Source organism: Pseudomonas sp. MDT1-17, assembly GCF_054898105.1.
In genome coordinates this window covers 3193136-3211596 of record NZ_JBUBVM010000001.1, presented here as the reverse complement: position 1 = coordinate 3211596, position 18461 = coordinate 3193136, and the positions used below count along the sequence as shown (strand labels likewise).

14 protein-coding genes and 2 riboswitches are annotated in these 18461 nt (G+C 60.5%); of the genes, 5 read left to right on the top strand and 9 right to left on the bottom strand.

Annotated features, from left to right (window positions below; genetic code table 11):
• The first annotated feature begins 248 nt into the window (after positions 1-248).
• Positions 249-680, top strand: coding sequence for a thioredoxin family protein (locus tag ACYZTX_RS14850; protein WP_462034685.1), 432 nt, complete (start codon positions 249-251; stop codon positions 678-680).
• 30 nt (positions 681-710) lie between these two features.
• Here ACYZTX_RS14850 and ACYZTX_RS14845 read toward each other — a convergent pair whose 3' ends face one another.
• The 7 genes from ACYZTX_RS14845 to cobW form a co-directional block, all read right to left on the bottom strand.
• Positions 711-2267 (bottom strand): TerC family protein, encoded by a 1557-nt coding sequence (locus tag ACYZTX_RS14845; RefSeq protein WP_462034684.1) that lies wholly within the window; start codon positions 2265-2267, stop codon positions 711-713.
• 267 nt (positions 2268-2534) lie between these two features.
• Entirely contained in the window at positions 2535-3401 is an 867-nt protein-coding gene (locus ACYZTX_RS14840; protein ID WP_462034683.1) for a LysR family transcriptional regulator, read from the bottom strand.
• Between the two features lie 380 nt (positions 3402-3781).
• Positions 3782-5428, bottom strand: a complete 1647-nt coding sequence (locus ACYZTX_RS14835; protein WP_462034682.1) for a phospholipase D-like domain-containing protein — start codon at positions 5426-5428, stop codon at positions 3782-3784.
• A 100-nt stretch (positions 5429-5528) separates the two neighbouring features.
• Positions 5529-6185, bottom strand: coding sequence for a vWA domain-containing protein (locus tag ACYZTX_RS14830; RefSeq protein WP_462037047.1), 657 nt, complete (start codon positions 6183-6185; stop codon positions 5529-5531).
• Between the two features lie 2 nt (positions 6186-6187).
• Complete coding sequence (locus ACYZTX_RS14825) at positions 6188-7186, bottom strand: ATP-binding protein (protein ID WP_462034681.1); 999 nt, start codon at positions 7184-7186, stop codon at positions 6188-6190.
• Between the two features lie 155 nt (positions 7187-7341).
• Positions 7342-11208, bottom strand: coding sequence for a cobaltochelatase subunit CobN (gene cobN, locus ACYZTX_RS14820; RefSeq protein WP_462034680.1), 3867 nt, complete (start codon positions 11206-11208; stop codon positions 7342-7344).
• A gap of 3 nt (positions 11209-11211) precedes the next feature.
• Positions 11212-12273: a cobalamin biosynthesis protein CobW gene (cobW, locus tag ACYZTX_RS14815; RefSeq protein ID WP_462034679.1), complete on the bottom strand. Its 1062-nt coding sequence runs from the start codon at positions 12271-12273 to the stop codon at positions 11212-11214.
• Positions 12274-12375: 102 nt separating this feature from the next.
• Positions 12376-12588, bottom strand: a riboswitch (cobalamin riboswitch).
• A gap of 175 nt (positions 12589-12763) precedes the next feature.
• Positions 12764-12992, top strand: a riboswitch (cobalamin riboswitch).
• 120 nt (positions 12993-13112) lie between these two features.
• Here cobW and ACYZTX_RS14810 point away from each other — a divergent pair.
• The 4 genes from ACYZTX_RS14810 to cobM all read left to right on the top strand — a co-directional run bounded on the left by ACYZTX_RS14810 (position 13113) and on the right by cobM (position 15275).
• The gene (locus ACYZTX_RS14810) at positions 13113-13316 is read left to right on the top strand and encodes a CbtB domain-containing protein (RefSeq protein ID WP_462034678.1); all 204 of its coding nucleotides are present in this window, start codon (positions 13113-13115) and stop codon (positions 13314-13316) included.
• Positions 13317-13327: 11 nt separating this feature from the next.
• Positions 13328-14035, top strand: a complete 708-nt coding sequence (locus ACYZTX_RS14805) for a CbtA family protein (protein ID WP_462034677.1) — start codon at positions 13328-13330, stop codon at positions 14033-14035.
• Complete coding sequence (locus ACYZTX_RS14800; RefSeq protein ID WP_462034676.1) at positions 14032-14445, top strand: cobalamin biosynthesis protein; 414 nt, start codon at positions 14032-14034, stop codon at positions 14443-14445. Before ACYZTX_RS14805 ends, ACYZTX_RS14800 begins: the two co-directional genes overlap by 4 nt.
• A gap of 83 nt (positions 14446-14528) precedes the next feature.
• Positions 14529-15275 (top strand): precorrin-4 C(11)-methyltransferase, encoded by a 747-nt coding sequence (gene cobM, locus ACYZTX_RS14795; RefSeq protein ID WP_462034675.1) that lies wholly within the window; start codon positions 14529-14531, stop codon positions 15273-15275.
• A gap of 147 nt (positions 15276-15422) precedes the next feature.
• On the opposite strand, the gene nfuA is transcribed toward cobM, so the two are convergent.
• A complete protein-coding gene (gene nfuA / locus ACYZTX_RS14790) occupies positions 15423-16007 on the bottom strand; it encodes a Fe-S biogenesis protein NfuA (protein WP_046048486.1) in 585 nt (194 codons plus the stop codon).
• A gap of 108 nt (positions 16008-16115) precedes the next feature.
• Complete coding sequence (locus ACYZTX_RS14785) at positions 16116-18413, bottom strand: fatty acid cis/trans isomerase (RefSeq protein WP_462034674.1); 2298 nt, start codon at positions 18411-18413, stop codon at positions 16116-16118.
• Between the last annotated feature and the right edge of the window lie 48 nt (positions 18414-18461).

Here is an 18461-nt window from a genome sequence, read left to right as displayed (position 1 = left end):
TTCCCACTCATCTGTTCGGACACTCCTTTCCTAAAGCCCCTGACTGTCTCCGTTGAGGAATGAACAAAAAGTATCACGCCACACGCTTCCGGCTTTCCGTGTTTCCTGTCGGGTTGGTCCTGCAACGCGGTAAGGAGTGTCCTGGTTTACGTAGGAAAACCTACCTGTTATTTCTGACAGTAGACTGATCGCGGCTGACTCCTTTACTGTCAACAGGCACTCGATGCACGATGAAAAAGGAGGTTTCAATGAGCTCGAAAATCGCTCGCAAAGCGCTGGCCCCGGTCTACCGCAAGGCCCTGAAAACCTGGCGTCCAGTGATCTTGTACTTCGGCAGTCAACACTGTCCCGCCTGTGAAATGGCCGGACCGATCTTTCGCCAGATTGCTGAGCCGTATCGGCTTCAGGCCCAAATCTACATGTTGAACACCAGTGAATCGCCTCGGCATCCGGACGTCACTGGCACCCCGACCGTGCTGTTTTACAAGAATGGGAAGCTGATGAAGAGGCTCAAGGGCATTGGCACTGAGCAAACCCTGCAGGAAGACTTCGCCAGGCACATCGGCCAGGTGAAACCGGCAATGGTGCTCCGTAAACCGGGTCACGATCTGGCGTGGTTGCGCCAAACCCTACGCAGACTGTGCACTGTTCCTCGGGCGCACACGTTGATCGGGGTTTGAGAAATGATCGTTCCCGCGCGTGGGAACGATCTAAACAGCGCGCACCAGCAACACCCGCGTCACCCGCCGCTCTTCAACCGCCGCCACCGTGATCCGCCAGCCTTTCCACTCATGGCTGTCACCAATCATCGGCAGGCGATCCAGCAGGCTCACCACCAGCCCGGCCAAGGTCTGATAGTCGTCGGTGGGCTCTGCCGCAAACCCGGTCCGCTGTCGCACCCGCGCCAGGTTCAACGCGCCGCTGACCATGAATCCACCCTTCTCCTCGACCACATCCGGGCCCTCGATTTCGCTGGCGTCTGGCAACTCGCCGGCGATCGATTCGAGAATGTCAGTCATGGTCAACACACCGACGAAGTCACCGAACTCATTGACCACAAACGCAATGTGAGTCGAGGCGTGGCGCATCTGTTCCAGGGCATTGAGGATCGAGTAACTGTCCAGCAAGTTGATGGTCTTGCGCGCCAAATGCTCAAGACCAGGCTGGTTGCCGGCCAGGTATTCCTTGAGCAATTCCTTCTTGTGCACAAAGCCCAGCGGCTCATCCACCGCGCCATCGCGAATCAGCGGCAGGCGTGAATAGGACGAATGCATCAGGCGCGTGCGAATGGCTTCGGCATCGTCGGACAGGTCGATGTGATCGACATCAGCGCGCACAGTCATCAAGGTGCGGATCGGTCGCTCGGCGAGTTGCAGCACACCACTGATCATCACTCGTTCGCGACGGTCGAACAGCTCTACGCTCTGCGCTTCGCCGTTGTCCAGCATGTCGGCAATATCCTCGCCAACCTCCTCCACCGCCAGCTTGCGACCACCAAGCAAACGCATCACGGCGTGGGCCGTGCGCTCACGCATCGGTCGCAGGCCCTGCATCGATCTTTTACGGCGAGCCCGGGCAATCTGGTTGAAGATCTCGATCAGGATCGAAAAACCGATGGCCGCGTACAGGTAGCCCTTCGGTATGTGGAACCCCAGGCCTTCAGCGGTCAGCGCGAAGCCGATCATCATCAGAAAGCCCAGACAGAGCATGATCACCGTCGGGTGTTCATTGACGAAACGGGTCAGCGGTTTGCTGGCGACGATCATCAGGCCGATGGAAATAATCACCGCGATCATCATCACCGCCAGTTCATCGACCATGCCCACAGCGGTAATCACCGCATCCAGGGAGAACACCGCATCAAGCACCACGATCTGCGCCACGATCGGCCAGAACATCGCATAAGCCGCATTAGAAGCGCGCTGACCGACATGGCCTTCGAGTCGCTCGTGCAATTCCATGGTGGCCTTGAACAACAAGAACACACCACCGAACAGCATGATCAAGTCGCGGCCGGAGAAGCTCTTGTCGAACACCTCGAACAACGGCTGAGTCAAGGTCACCAGCCACGAAATACTCGCTAGCAGGCCCAGGCGCATAAGCAACGCAAGGGACAAACCGATGAGCCGCGCACGGTCGCGTTGCTCGGGCGGCAGTTTGTCGGCAAGGATTGCGATAAACACCAGGTTGTCGATGCCCAGCACCAGTTCCAGCACAATCAACGTCAACAAGCCCAGCCACGCGGTGGGGTCAGCTATCCATTCCATAAAAACGTCTCGATCTCTTCAGTGAATTCAGAATGCCGGGCACGGCAAGGCGCGGCGCAGAGGCCGTGGCGGTGAAATGACAAAGGGATTCGGAAGTCGGAAGACCGGATGCTTCGCGTGCATCAAGACCGCGCGGTTGCGCGAGGAGAAAGGATAACTGGGAGGCTCCGAGAGGGTGTTCATGCAGGTCCTGAAAGGAAAAAGGCCTTGGAGCGTACAGGCGAAATCGACATTTCCTACAGTCGGAAATCATTACAAAATCTGTAATCAGCGCTTTTTGACCCGCTCGATATACCGCTCCACCGCGGGTGATTTTTCGAATCGCCGATGGATCAACGACAACCAGGAGTTCGCCTCACACCCTTTGATCGGCCGGTACAAGACCCCGGGCAGACTGACATGCCCGACCACCGATTCCGGCACGACTGCCACGCCCTGCCCCAACGACACCAGCGCTATGACCGCCACCAGGCCACCCGGTTGCGCCCCCAGTTTCGGCGCAAACCCGCCCTCGGCGGCGACTTGCAAAGTGCCGCTGATTTGCTCCGGCAGGATGAACGTCTCGTTCTGCAAGTTTTCCGGGGCAATCTCTGGCAGACGGCACAGCCAGGACTCGGCCGACAGCGCCAGCACAAAACCTTCTGCATCCAGGCGAATGGCTTCCAGGCCTTCAGGCAAGGTCATCGGTGAGCGGACATAGCCAATATCGAAACGCCCCTCGACCACCATCACCGGCAATGACGCCATGGGACTTTCCCGTACATTCAGGCTGACGTCAGGACACTCGCGACTGAAGGCTTGCACCTGTTTCTGCAGCAAGCCCGAATACACCGCCGAAGCCACGTAACCCAGTTCGATATGGCCAATATCCCCGCGCCCGGCACGCTGGGCGTTGTACTGAGCGTATTCGAATTGCCGCACCGTCGCCTCGGCCTCGATCACCAGCGCGGCGCCGGCCTCGGTCAGGCTGACTTCACGTGTCTGGCGCACGAACAATCGCGTGCCGAGTTCGTTCTCCATGTCCTGGATCTGTCGAGTCAAGGTCGGCGGTGCGATACCGAGTTGTTCGGCGGCGCGGGTGAAGTTGCCTTGCCGGGCAACGGCCAGAAAATAGCGGAAATGGCGAATATCCATCGGTGCGCTAGCTCAAAGGTAATGGAGTGACAAGGCGTGCCTAACAAAGAAAGCACCAACCGGCGATAAGCTGCACTGACTTTTACAGTAGAGAAACGCTGCCATGTCCGTCAAACACAAGGTGATCCCGCGACTGACGTTACTCACAGCCTCAGGGAATGCGCTGTTCCTCGACACCGCGGGCGATCAAGGGTGTCGGTGCAGCATTGCTGCTGACCTCAGCCCTCGCCTCCATCGGCCACACGTTTCACGATGAAGTGGAACGAGCCAAGGCTCTGATGCGTAATCCAATCCCCGTCCCCTCGACTGCTGCCGTCGGCGTTAAGGCTAAAATGACGCCAATACACGCTCGACATTCGCTACCAGCCCCGCGAGTGTGTTTACCGTCCTGAAAAACGCAATCTGGATAGCTGACGCAAATCCCCGTCGAGGTAATAGTCATCGGTCCAGCGGTCATCCGCCGCCAACGGCTGGACCTGCTTGAGCGCGAGTTTCTTGGCGAAATAGCGAAAGCGGTAATGCTCGTAAAATCGTAGCAACTCCAGTCCATAACGGTCCGCCAGATCGGTATTGCCGCGAATGATCAAGTAGTTCTCGTCATTGCCATTGCTGGCCGCGGCACTGAGGTTATGGCTGCCGCTGATGATCGTCGGTGCATCGCTGGTGAAGTCGGTCACCACGGCTTTGGTGTGCACCAGCAGGTTGCCCTTCTGGCCTTTCATGTTCTCTCTGAGCCAGCCTTCCAACCCGGTGTTGAGCAGCGCGGTGGCGGCGAATTCGGCGGTGCGGTCGGCGTGAAAACCGGTGATGCGGCTGGCGGTGTTTTGCAGGCCGTAACGCAAAATATCGTCGTGGGGCTGGCCGAGCAAGGCGTTCAGGATATCGTCGGGCAAGGCGAACGCGGTGACGAACAGCACGTCCTTTTTCGCGGCGCTGATGATCTCGACAAACTCACCCAGATCCCCTTTGCCCGAGCGCGGCGAGAACCCTGCGAACATCGGTTGCAGCGGATCCATCGGGTTGTTTTGCGTGAGCCAGTTTCGGGTGGCGCCGACATCCGCCGGGTGGGTCCAGACCTGCTCGAAGGTGTGCAGATAGCTGGCGCTGACTCGCGTGTCGTCCAGCACATGCACCACGTTGGCCTGACGGTAGACGCCGTTGGGGGTGAAATTGGTGCTACCGCAAAGCACCGCTTCGGGCTGCCGTTGCCCCGCTGCGTCGAGCCGGCTCAGCACCATGAACTTGTTGTGGAAGATGTTGTGGGTGACTCGCCCGCGCTTTTTCTCTGCCGGGATATTTTCCAGGCTGGCTTCGTTCATGGCGGTGTCCTCATCACCCGGCTGGGCGTGATACAGCACGCGAACGTTTACCCCCCGTGCAAACGCTGCATTGACCGCATCGACGATAGGCTGCAATTCATACTCGTAGATGGCAATGTCCAGCGCCCACTGAGCATCCACCGCACGCTCAATAAAACCCAACAGACGCCCGAGCAAACCGTTTTCCAGCCATTGCCGCGGGGCATCCGGCCAGGCTTCGATGGGCAGGTTTTTGTTGGCGCTGATCAGCGCGTCGAGCTCGGGAAATTTACGCTGGAACGCCTGGCTGGCGGCGACCGCACGGTTGAAGATCACGCTTTGGTTATTCGGCAGGCCATTGTCGGAAGTGACTGTCACTTCCAGGTATTCACCCAGTTGCGGCGCATCAACGGTGCCGTAAGCCAGGTGGATTCGGTAATGGATCGTCATCCCCGGATTGACCGCGTAATCAGCCCAGCGAAATTTCTGCAATGGCGCGATATCGCTGGGGGTGGCGTGAAAGTGGGGAAACGTATGCACCTTGCCGGGGAAGGTCAGCCTGTTGAACAGAAACAGCCAGGGCTTGGGGCCTTGCTGTTTTTCGATGGCGAAACCCAATAGGCCTTTGCGGCGGGGTTCGGCCAGGTCCATGGCCAATAGCACGCCGTTGGTGCCGGCGTAGGCCTTGACGCGGAAATCATCCTGATGGTTGGTGGCTAGAACGCGCATGACTCACTCCTGTGAAGATCAAAAGATCGCAGCCTTCGGCAGCTCCTACAATAAACGGCGTACATCGGTAGGAGCTGCCGAAGGCTGCGATCTTTTCGGTTCACTCCATATCATCGATATGCCGGTACTGAGCCTGCAATTGATTTGCCAAGACTTTAGCCCGTCCAAGCCGAATCGGCCCGCGTTCGATGTCGATCAGCAGCCCCGGACAATCAAGCGCCGGCAACCTTGACCAGTCCTTCAATCGGCCATCGGTGACCAACAACAATCGCTGCTGTTCCGCCGGAAAGCGTTTTTGCCGTGCTGTCAGCCAATGCCCCGCCTCACCCAGCGCCGCCAGTAACGGTGTGCCACCGCCCGCTCCCAGGCCATCAAGCCAGTTGCGCAAACCGGCGGAGGCTTTCAACCCTTGCACTTGCCATTTCGGTAGATTGCCACTGGCCGTCAGCAATGCCAGGCGCGCACGCTGGCGATAGGCGTCGTCGAACAACTGCGCCAGCAAGCCCTTGGCATCGCTCAACGCCTGATGGCGGCGGGTCGAGGCCGAGGCGTCGACGATCACCAGCCACAGTTCGTGGGGCGAACGGGTGCGCAGGTGAAACAAGACATCGTCGCGTTGACGCGGGCGGCCATTCAGCAACGTACCGGGCCAGTTGATCGAGCCGCTGCGCGCCGCGTGACGTTTACCCTGTTTGCCATTGTCCAGCCGTCCGGCGCGGGGTCTGGCATTCGCCCCCGCGTCAGATCGAGGGCGAATGCCTAGGGCTTTTTTGGCCAGCTCGGCACTTCACGTCGTGCGCCGACCGTTAACGCCTGGGCGGGCATTTCACCCCATTGACCCTGGCCTTCGCTCGGGTTGGCGTTTTGGGTCGATGGCGGCTGACTGTGGTGCGGCGCCGGTGGCGACTGCTCGCGGCGGCGATGGCGCAAGGCAAACTCGGCGACGGCGTCGATATCTTCCTCGGCGATTACGCTCGCCCCGCGCCACGCTGCATGGGCACGCGCCGCGCGCAACCAGACCAGGTCGGCCCGCAAGCCATCGACGCTGGCGGCAAAGCAACGCTCGGTAATCTGCGCCAGCGCATGATCGTCGAGCGGGATGCTTGCCAGTGTGCTGCGCGCCTTCTGGCAACGTTCGCGCAAAGACTGCTGTTGGCTTTCCCATTCAGCGCAGAAGCTGTCCGGATCGCTGTCGAAATCCAGCCGACGGCGGATGATCTGACCACGCTCGGCCGGTGCTGTGTGACCACTGAGGGCGACGTTCAGGCCAAAACGGTCGAGCAGTTGCGGACGCAGCTCACCCTCTTCCGGGTTCATGGTGCCGATCAGCACGAACTTCGCTGAATGCCGATGGGAAATGCCGTCACGTTCGATCAGATTGGTGCCGCTGGCGGCCACATCCAACAGCAGGTCCACCAAGTGATCGGGCAATAAATTGACCTCATCAACGTAGAGCACACCGCCGTCAGCCTTGGCCAGCACACCGGGGGAAAACTGCGCGCGCCCATCGCTCAGGGCGGCGTCGAGGTCGAGGGTGCCGACCAACCGTTCTTCGGTGGCGCCCAACGGCAATGTCACGAATTGGCCGCTGGCCAGCAGATCCGCCAGGCCTCGGGCCAGCGTTGACTTGGCCATGCCGCGGGGGCCTTCGATGAGTACGCCGCCGATTTTCGGGTCGATGGCGGTCAGGTAGAGGGCGAGTTTCAGATCGTCGGCGCCGACCACGGCGGAGAGAGGGAAATGGGGGGTGTCGGTCATTGTTAATACTCGGTCATGGTCGGTAGCAGGTACACCTTGTACCTGTGGGAGCTTGGCTTGCCCGCGAAGGCGTCCGGTCAGTCAATATCAATGTTGAATGTGAGGGCCTCTTCGCGGGCAAGCCACGCTCCCACAGGGTTAGCGGTGCCGCAGAGTTAGCTGTCTTCTTCTATGTCGAGCAACAAATTTTCTAGCGCTTCGCGATACTCACCCGGCTCCTTCCACATCCCCCGCTGCTGCGCCTCCAGCATCCGCTCAGTCATGTCACGCAACGCATGCGGATTGTGCTCACGTACAAAATCCCGGGTCGCCGGGTCCAGCAAATACGCATCCGCCAGCAATGCATATTGGTGATCGTCGATCAACTGCGTGGTGGCGTCGAACGCAAACACATTATCAACCGTCGCCGCCAGTTCAAACGCACCTTTATAGCCGTGGCGCTTCACGCCGTCGATCCACTTGGGATTGGCTGCCCGCGAGCGAATCACCCGGTTCAGCTCTTCCTTCAACGTGCGGATCTTCGGCAAGTCCGGCTGACTGTGATCGCCATGGTAACTGGCCGCTGCTTCACCACTGAGGCTTTCCACGGCCGCGAGCATGCCGCCCTGGAACTGGTAATAGTCGTTGGAGTCGAGCAAATCGTGTTCACGGTTGTCCTGGTTTTGCAGCACCGCTTGCACTTGGCTCAGGCGCTGAGCGAACTGCTCTCGCGCCGCGGTGCCTTCGTCAGAACCGCCGTAAGCGTAGCCACCCCAGTTCAGATAAACCTCGGCCAGGTCATCGCGGCTTTGCCACAGACGACCATCGATGGCGCCCTGCACGCCCGCGCCGTAAGCGCCCGGTTTGGCGCCAAAGATGCGCCAACCGGCCTGACGCCTGGCCGCATCTTCATCAAGCCCCGATTGCATCAACGCTTCGCGCTCCGCCCGCACCTTGGCAGCCAGGGGGTTGAGGTCGTCCGGCTCGTCAAGGGCGGCGACCGCTTGCACGGCGGCGTCGAACAGACGGATCAAGTTGGCAAAGGCATCGCGAAAGAATCCGGACACGCGCAAGGTCACGTCCACGCGCGGACGGTCCAGCAGACTCAGCGGCAGAATTTCGAAATCGTCGACCCGATGACTGCCCGTCGCCCAGACCGGGCGCACGCCCATCAACGCCATGGCCTGGGCGATGTCGTCGCCGCCGGTGCGCATGGTCGCGGTGCCCCACACCGACAAGCCGAGTTGGCGCAGATGATCGCCATGGTCTTGCAGGTGTCGTTCAAGAATCAGGTTGGCCGACTGGAAACCGATACGCCACGCGGTGGTGGTCGGCAGGTTACGCACGTCCACCGAGTAGAAATTGCGCCCGGTCGGCAGCACGTCGAGTCGACCGCGACTCGGCGCACCGCTGGGGCCGGCCGGCACGAAGCGACCGCTGAGGGCGTCGAGCAGACCGCGCAGTTCCGCCGGACCGCAAGCATCCAGCCGTGGCGCGACGACGTCACGCAGGCTGTCGATGATCGCGCTTACCTCGGACCAATCCGCCTTTTGTGGGAGCGAGCCTGCTCGCGAAAGCGGTGGGTCAATCGACATCAATGTTGAATGTTCAATCGCTTCGCGAGCAGGCTCGCTACCACAGGGTCCGGGTTTGGCTTGAGGCTGGTTCAAAGCCTGCTCGATCAGTTGAGCGGCGAACAGTTCGAGGCGTTCGCGGGTATCACCGGCAGTGCGCCAGACTTCATCGTTAAGTGATTGCAGCTCAACGGGACGCGGTCCGGCCCACGGCTCGGCCAGCGCGCAATCCAGCGGATCAAACCCCAGCTCAAACGCCTTGGCCAGCGCCCGCAACAGACTCGATTGCGCCCCACGACCATCGCCACGGGGGATCCGCAACAGGGCCAACAACGTATCAATGCGCAAACGCCCGGTCGGCGACTCGCCGAACACATGCAAACCATCGCGGATCTGCGACTCTTTCAAGTCGCACAAATACGTGTCCAGACGCGGCAACCAGATCGCCGCATCGGCATCACTGTCGAGTTTTTCGTCCAGCTGCAGTTCGCGGTCGATGTGCGTCTCGCGCACTAGCTGCAGGATGTCGCGCTGCAATTCCCGGGCACGGCGCGGATCGAGCAATTGTGCTTCGTAATATTCGTCGGCGAGTAATTCGAGGTTGCGCAACGGGCCGTAGGTTTCGGCGCGCGTCAGCGGCGGCATCAGGTGATCGATGATCACGGCCTGGGTGCGGCGCTTGGCCTGGGCACCCTCGCCCGGGTCGTTGACGATAAACGGATAGATGTTCGGCAGCGGCCCGAGCAGCGCATCCGGCCAGCAGCTCTGCGACAGCCCGACGCCCTTGCCCGGCAGCCATTCGAGATTGCCGTGCTTGCCGACATGAATCACGCCGTGGGCGCCGTAGGTGTTACGCAACCAGAAGTAGAACGCCAGATAACCGTGCGGCGGCACCAGGTCCGGGTCGTGATACACCGCGCTCGGATCCACCTGATAACCGCGCGCCGGTTGAATGCCGACGAAGGTCAGGCCAAAGCGCAGCCCGGCGATCATCATTCGCCCGCCCCGGCACATCGGATCGCTTTCGGGCGTGCCCCAACGTTCCAGCACAGCCTGACGGTTGGATTCGGGCAAGGCGTCGAACATCAGCAGGTAGTCATCCATCGCCAGGCTTTGCTGACAGGGACGCTGGTCAAGGGTGTCGAGGTCGTTGCTGACGCCACCGAGCAATTGCTGGATCAACGCGGTGCCCGTGTCCGGCAATTCGGCGGGCAGCGGATAACCTTCTTTATGCAGCGCGCGCAGGATATTCAGCGCGGCGGCCGGGGTATCGAGGCCCACCCCGTTACCGATACGCCCATTACGGGTCGGGTAGTTGGCGAGGATCAGGGCGATGCGCTTCTCGCCATTGGGCACACGCGCCAGATCAATCCAGCGCCGCGCCAGTTCGGCGACAAAATCCATGCGTTCAGGTTGCGGTCGGTAGCAGACCACATCCGACTGGCTGCGCTCGCTGCGCCAGGCCAGGTCCTTGAAGCTGATCGGCCGGCTGATGATCCGCCCGTCCAGTTCCGGCAGCGCGATGTGCATCGCCAAATCACGTGGACCGAGGCCTTGTTCGCTGGCGCGCCAAGCAGGCTCGTTGTCCTGGGCGCAAATCGCCTGGATCACCGGGATGTTGCGGCGAAACGGTCGCAGGTGCGGCGCTTCGGGGCTGGATTGCGCGAAACCGGTGGTGTTGAGAATCACCCCCGCCTCAACTTCGTCCAGCAGGTCCTCGACCACCGTCAGGCAGCCGGGTTCTTTCAAACTGGCCAGCGCAATCGGCAATGGGTTCAGCCCCGCCGCCTGCAAGCGCTGACAGAAAATATCGATGAAACCGGTGTTCGCCGCCTGCAAATGCGAACGGTAAAACAACACCGCCGCCACCGGTTGATCGGCCTGCCAGTCGGCTTGCCAATCGTGAAGGTCTGCGGGGCTTTTTTGCGGATGGTAGATCGCCGTGCGCGGCAGGGTTTGCGGCTCGGCCCAGGCGTAGTCGCGTTCCAGCCAACGATCGGCAAGGCAGCGGAAAAAATCCAGGGCATTGCTCATGCCGCCCTGACGCAAAAACTGCCAAAGCCGATCGCGGTCGCAGGCAGCCACGGTGCTCAGGTCGCTGAGTTCCGGGTCCGGACGGTCATCGCCGGGCACCAGAATCAGCTGCACGCCGCGCTGCGACAACTCCACCAAGCGCTCCACGCCATAACGCCAATAAGCGATGCCGCCATGGAGCGAGATCAGAATCACCTTGGCGTGGCGCAACACTTCGTCGACATACAGATCGACTGAGGCGTGGTTCTGCACCTGCATCGGGTTGGCCAGACGCACGCTCGGGTAATCGTCGGGCAACTGCTGCGCCGCTTCGGCGAGTAGCGCGAGGCTGGAGTCGCCGCTGCACAGGATCACCAGCTCGGCGGGGGTTTGTCCAAGGTCGGCAATGTTGTCATCCGACACGAAACCGCCGGGCTGGGTCCTGAGCAGGTGCATGGCTTAAACGCTGAGCGCAGCGCGCAATTGCGTTTCGATTAGCATTCCGTCCAGCTCCTGGCCGATCAATACCAGGCGCGTGGTGCGCGCTTCATCGGCGCCCCACTGACGGTCGAAATGCTTGTCGAAACGTGTGCCCACGCCCTGGATCAACAGGCGCATCGGTTTGTTCGGAATCGCCGCAAAACCTTTGACGCGCAAGATGCCGTGTTGGACCACCAGTTGAGTCAGCGCGTCCAGCAGCAGGCTTTCGTCTGCCTGAGGCAGTTCGATGGAGATCGAATCGAAAGCATCGTGGTCGTGATCGTCTTCACCTTCATGGTGGTGATCGTGATGGCTGTGACGGCTGTCGATGTGTTCTTCGGAACCGGCGCCGAGGCCGATCAGCACGTCCAGAGGCACGCGACCGCTGCTGGCTTCGATGACTTTTACGGCGGGCGGCAATTCTTCCGCGACTTCCAGGCGTACACGGGCCAGGTCTTCAGGGCTGATCAGGTCGGCCTTGTTGAGGATCACCAGGTCGGCGCTGGCCAGTTGGTCGGCGAACAGTTCGTGCAGCGGCGATTCGTGGTCCAGGTTCGGATCGAGTTTGCGCTGGGCATCGACCTGATCCGGGAAAGCCGCGAAGGTGCCGGCGGCGACCGCTGGGCTGTCGACCACGGTGATGACCGCGTCAACGGTGCAGGCGCTGCGGATTTCTGGCCACTGGAAGGCTTGCACCAACGGTTTTGGCAGGGCCAGACCCGAAGTTTCGATGAGGATGTGGTCGAGGTCGCCGCGACGGGCGACCAATTCGCGCATCACTGGGAAGAACTCTTCCTGGACGGTGCAGCACAGGCAGCCGTTGGCCAGTTCATAGACGCGGCCGTTGGCTTCTTCTTCAGTGCAACCGATGGAGCACTGCTTGAGGATTTCGCCGTCGATGCCCAGCTCGCCGAACTCGTTGACGATCACCGCGATACGGCGGCCCTGAGCATTGTCGAGCATGTGCCGCAGCAACGTGGTTTTGCCCGAGCCGAGGAAGCCGGTAACGATGGTGACGGGGAGTTTGGCCAGTGTTTTCATCGGATGCCCTTTGGCAAGGTGGCGGGCATACGGGACGACGACCGGCAACGCGGACGCGCGTGCCTGAAGAGTTCGCCACCGGATCACCCCGCCCGGTTGAAAGTGAGAATCTGTGTCGAGGCAGGTCTCCTGGCTGACGGCTTGCCAGTCGTTCGACTGACGTTGGCTGCGCCTTCCCGCGGGCCCGATAGACAGGGCTTGCAGTGGCGTGGCAGCCAACAGAACCGTTCACAGTTGCGGGGGCAGCCGCGGCATCGACCGCGTTCCCTTCTTAGCTTCGGCAGACGCCGAAGAACCTCGAAAGCGCAAGGCTACGCATCGTCTTGGAGCGGGTCAATGTCTGTAGGAGCTGCCGAAGGCTGCGATCTTTTGATTTTAAAAAACAAGATCAAAAGATCGCAGCCTTCGGCAGCTCCTACAAAGAGCCAATCATCTTTCGGTTCCAAGTGAGAACCCTTGCCAATTGACGCCCAACCCCCGCCCATGCTCTCCTACGCACTTTGTTACGGGTGCCCTTCACAGGGTGAAACGGGAAACCGGTGAATCATGTGCTTTACTCTAAAGCCATGTCAGTCCGGTGCTGCCCCCGCAACGGTAAGCGAGCGAAGCGTCAGATCCACTGTGCCAGTCGTTCGGCATGGGAAGGTGATGCTTGCAGGTCAAGGCGAAAGCCAGCGCCCCTCGTGAGCCCGGAGACCGGCCCGCAACACAAAGTGACCATTACGATCACTGAATAACAAACCCGCGGTGGGCGGGCGCTGTTTGAACCTCTGCGCGCCCGACTCGCAGGGTCTCCCATGCGCTCTAATTCACCCACTGACAGACCAGAGGGAAGCGCCATGTCGATCATCAGCAGCACCGGCAGCAACACCGATAAGAGCTCCGCCAGCACCACCACGACCCTGACTCAGCGCCTGACCGCCGCTGTGTGTGCGTCGATCCTTGGTGCGTGCCTGGTGTATTTCGCCGGTTTCTCGCACATCGAAGCGGTGCACAATGCCGCGCACGATACCCGCCACAGCTCTGCATTCCCGTGCCATTGAGACCTGTCGACATGATCAAGCGTATTGCGCAAACCGCAGGGTTCACCGGGCTGCTGGCCGCCCTGTTGCTGACCCTGCTGCAAAGTTTCTGGGTGGCGCCGCTGATTCTGCAGGCCGAGACTTACGAAAAATCCGAGCCCGCCGCTGTTGAACTTCACGAACACGCCTCGGGTGCTGTCGCCGCTCACACTCACGATGCCCAAGCCTGGGAGCCGGAAGACGGTTGGCAGCGCGTGCTGTCGACCACGGGTGGCAACCTGGTGGTAGCGGTCGGTTTCGCCCTGATGCTCGCCGGTCTTTACACCTTGCGCGCACCGACTCGCACGTCCCAAGGCCTGCTCTGGGGCCTGGCCGGTTATGCGACGTTCGTGCTGGCACCTACCCTCGGTCTGCCGCCTGAGCTACCAGGCACTGCCGCTGCTGATTTGGCGCAACGGCAGATCTGGTGGATCAGCACTGCCGCCTCCACTGCAGTCGGCATCGCATTGATCGTGTTCAGCCGCCACTGGTTGATGAAAGTGCTCGGCGTGGCCATTCTGGCCGTTCCTCACGTGATCGGCGCACCACAACCGGAAGTCCACTCGATGCTGGCTCCAGAAGCCTTGGAAGCTCAGTTCGAAATCGCTTCGCAGCTGACCAACGTCGCGTTCTGGCTGGCCCTGGGCCTGATCAGTGCCTGGTTGTTCCGCCGCAAAAGCGATGGCCAATACCACGCATGACTGACACCAGCACAGCGCCGACCCTGGTGGTCGGTCTGGGCTGCCAGCGCGGCTGCCCCGTCAGCACGTTGCGGGCGCTGCTCGATCAGGCGTTACAGGCTCATAAAATCGAACTTCACCAGATCAAGGCGCTGGCCAGCATCGACCTGAAGCGCGAAGAACCTGGTTTGATCGAATTGGCCGCACAACTCGCACTGCCACTGAAGTACTTCAGCAGCGAACAACTGGCCGGCTATCAACCGCAGCTCAGCCACCGCTCGGACATCGCGTTCGAACGCACCGGCTGCTACGGCGTCGCGGAAAGTGCCGCCCTGGCCTTGGCCGAACAGTTGGCCCAGGCGCCGGCAAAATTGCTGATCTCACGACAAAAATATGCCCAGGCCACCTTGGCATTGGCCTGCGTCGCCTAAAATCCCCGATAATCCCCGCTTTCGATCATGAGCAATCTTCATCTGAAGCCTTGCCCTGCCCCTTTTTTTCACAGGAACCGACGATGACCGTTTACTTCATTGGCGCAGGTCCCGGCGACCCGGAACTGATCACCGTAAAAGGCCAACGGCTGATTCGCAGCTGCCCGGTGATCATCTACGCCGGCTCCCTGGTGCCTGCCGCCGTGTTGGAAGGCCATCGCGCCGAACACGTGGTCAACAGCGCCGAACTGCATCTGGAACAGATCATCGAGCTGATCAAGACCGCCCATGCCAATGGCCAGGACGTGGCCCGGGTGCATTCCGGCGATCCGAGTCTTTACGGTGCCATTGGCGAGCAGATTCGCTACCTGCGCGAACTCGACATCCCGTTTGAAATCATTCCCGGCGTGACGGCCACGGCGGCCTGCGCGGCACTGTTGGGCGCCGAACTGACATTACCCGATGTGTCGCAAAGCGTGATCCTGACCCGCTACGCCGACAAGACCGCCATGCCCGCGGGCGAAGCGCTGGGCAGCCTGGCGCAGCACGGGGCGACCATGGCGATTCATCTGGGGGTCAATCATCTGGAGAAAATCCTGGTTGAATTGCTGCCGCATTACGGCGCGGACTGCCCGATTGCGGTGATTCACCGGGCGACCTGGCCGGATCAGGATTGGGTAGTGGGGACGCTTGAAGACATTGCCGCGAAGGTTGAAGCCAAGGGGTTTCGGCGCACGGCGTTGATTTTGGTGGGCCGAGTGTTGGGTAGCGATCACTTCAGTGAGTCATCGCTGTACCGCGCGGGGCATGCGCATTTGTATCGCCCATAGGGCCCCTTCGCGAGCAGGCTCGCTCCCACATTGGAATGCGACCAACTGTGGGAGCGAGCCTGCTCGCGAAGGCGTCAGTGAATTTCACGCGAAAAAAAACGGCACTCACGGACGCCGTTTTTTTCGTTTCTGCAGCGAACACCTTACTTAGTAGTAGGCGTTTTCTTTCTGCGTGTGGTCGGTGACGTCACGAACACCCTTGAGCTCGGGAATGCGCTCGAGCAAGGTGCGCTCGATGCCTTCGCGAAGGGTGACGTCAGCCTGGCCGCAGCCTTGGCAACCGCCGCCGAACTTGAGTACGGCGATGCCGTCTTCGACCACATCGATCAGGCTGACCTGACCGCCGTGACTGGCCAGCCCCGGGTTGATCTCGGTTTGCAGGTAGTAGTTGATGCGCTCGTTGATCGGGCTGTCGGCATTGACCATCGGGACTTTGGCGTTTGGCGCCTTGATGGTCAGCTGGCCGCCCATGCGGTCGGTGGCGTAGTCGACTACAGCATCGTCCAGAAAGGCTTCGCTGAACGAGTCGATGTAAGCGGTGAAGCTTTTCAGCCCCAGCGCCGTGTCTTCAGGTTTTTCTTCGCCCGGCTTGCAGTAAGCAATGCAGGTTTCGGCGTACTGAGTGCCAGGCTGGGTGATAAAGACGCGGATGCCAATGCCTGGGGTGTTCTGCTTGGAGAGCAGATCAGCCAGATAATCGTGGGCGGCGTCGGTGATGGTAATAGCGGTCATGGAAACTCCTCGCAGGCTTGGGCGCAGTTTACGCCAATCATCGCGCCGCACAAAGTCCTAGTATTTTTGTCGGGAAAGATTCGACGTTCCTGCAAGGGTCGAGGTGTATCAAAGATTCTCGTACCGGTTCATGTCCAGCACGCCCTCTTCCACCGGATCGGTCTCGTGGACGAACCGGCTCAAGTCATGGAAGTAGAACCAGAACTGCGGATGGCTGCGGCGAATGCCCCAACGCTCGACGATTTTTTCGAAGCGATTGACGTCCTTGGCGTTTTCCATCTCATCCACGAACTCAGGCACTTGCTCCGCCGGGATGTTGAACATGAAGTTCGGATAGCTGCTGAGCACGCCCGGGTAAATAGTCACGGTGTCGAGCCCTGGCTGATACCGCAGCGATTCACCGAGCAGGAACGCCACGTTACTGTGCGCGCGGTTGCGCAGCAGGCTGTAAACCTCGCGTTTGCCGCTCTGGGTTTCGATGCGCAGCAGGGTCGCTTCCGGCAACTGATCAATGACCCTCAACCCAGCCGCCGGACGCGACGTCAGGCGGCTCAAGGCCTGCTCGGCGCTTTGCAATGCCGGATCGATGTTCGGCCGCGAGCAATAAGCGCCATCACACCGGTTGATCGGATCAGGCTTGGCGTTGAGGTCGCCGTAGCGGGCCAGCAACTGCATGGCGAAATCGCGTTTTGGGTCCTTTTCGTCCAGCACCAGCGCCGTCTCTTTGTCGTTATCGATGGACTCGTAGTCCATCCACATCTTGAATTTCCCGCCGCTCTGGTACCAATCGTCGAGGTAATCATCCCGCGATTCGGCGGGCATCAGACGCAGGAAGTTTTGCTCGGCGCCGTTGCGAATCAAGTCGAAGTACAGGCGCGTTTGCGCCTGATGGGAGACGTTGCCGAACACGTCGAAATTGACCGCCAACTGATAATAAGTGCGCTCCAGCAGCGGGAAGTCGAACAGCCACATCGTTTGCGGCACGTCACCGATCAGGCCCTTGTTCACCGAGGCACTGTCGAAATGCCGAAAAATGCTCAGCAGCGCGTTATCGTTGCCCGCCCACAAGGTCGACCAGCTCGGCGCAGGCTGCTCGGCGTATCTGTCACGGCGCAGCGCCTCGTACTCGTTACGCTTGTTGCGGTAGTCATGCCACAGACTCAGGACACTGCCGACGTCATCGTTCTGCCCCGGCATCGCCAGCAGCGGCGTGGCCTGACCGCGGTAGTTCGGATCGATGATGTAGAGGTCGTGCTCAGGCGCCTGGAACATTGCCCAGAAGTTATCGCGGATCACGTCGGTGGCGATCTGACCGCGGCACACCGGGCCGCGAATGAAGGTGCGCACGAAGTATTCGGCGTTATCGAGCATGAACTGATAACGCGCCTGGGCCGGGATCGCCTCGAACGTAGTGAACGGATTAGCCCGACGATCCGGCCCATAGCCCGGCAAGGCATTGACCTGCCATTTGCCGTTATAGAAGAGGCTTTTGGTCCGCGCCATCTTCGCCGCGCTCAACGGGTAGGTGATGTGGGTCTTTTGCACAATCACGCCTTGCACCGGCCACAAGCGGTAATACACCCGAGTACCCGGATCGTCATTCGGGCGGCGTGTGTTGATCAGATCGATCGGCTGGCCGGTCGGCGTGCGTGAACGTACCCACTGAAAGAAATGCCCCGGCTCGCCGTCCTTGAAATAGAGATGAGCGAGAAACCAATGCTCGAACAACCAACGCCCCACCAGGCTCTGTCGCGCGCCCGGTGCGTTGAGCAGGTTTTCCCACTGCACCACCTGCAACGCTTCTTTGGCGCTCGGCACAAGGCCTTGCTCGTCAATCGGCGCGCCGGACTCCAGCCAGCGTTGCAGCGTCTGGTATTGCTGGTCGGTCAGGCCGGTGACCGCCAGCGGCATGCCCTCTTTGGGGTGTGAATGGGCGTAGCCGTCGAACTCGGCCGGCATGGCGCAGAGGTTCTGCCGATTCAGGCCAAGGACGATGTTTTCCGGCAACTTGGCGTTGGGTTGCAATGGGGTTTTGTGGCCCTGCTCCAGCATCCGCGCCATCAGCGACGCTTGGCTGCCTTGAGCGTCGAGCACCGAATAGAAGTCCTTTTGCTGCCAGGCGCGTTTACCGAAAGCGTCATAAAACAGCCGGGTCGGCGCGGCAGCCTGGCTGCGTTCGCCGTCGTAGACCGGGATCTTGGTCGCGCCCCGAGCAGCCCCTTCCCCACTGCCCAGATTGAGCTGACAGGCGGCGTCATAGCAGGCGTGGCAGGCCACACACTTTTCGGTGAAGATCGGCTGGATGTCGCGGCTGTAGGAAATCGCAGAGGAAATCGCCGGACCTTGCGCGATGGCATCCCAGCTTAAAAGCAGCATAAACAGGCTGGTGATGACGCGATTCGACATGTCCCTGGTCCCAATCATGAAAAGCGCGCGATTCTACCGGTCTGTCCC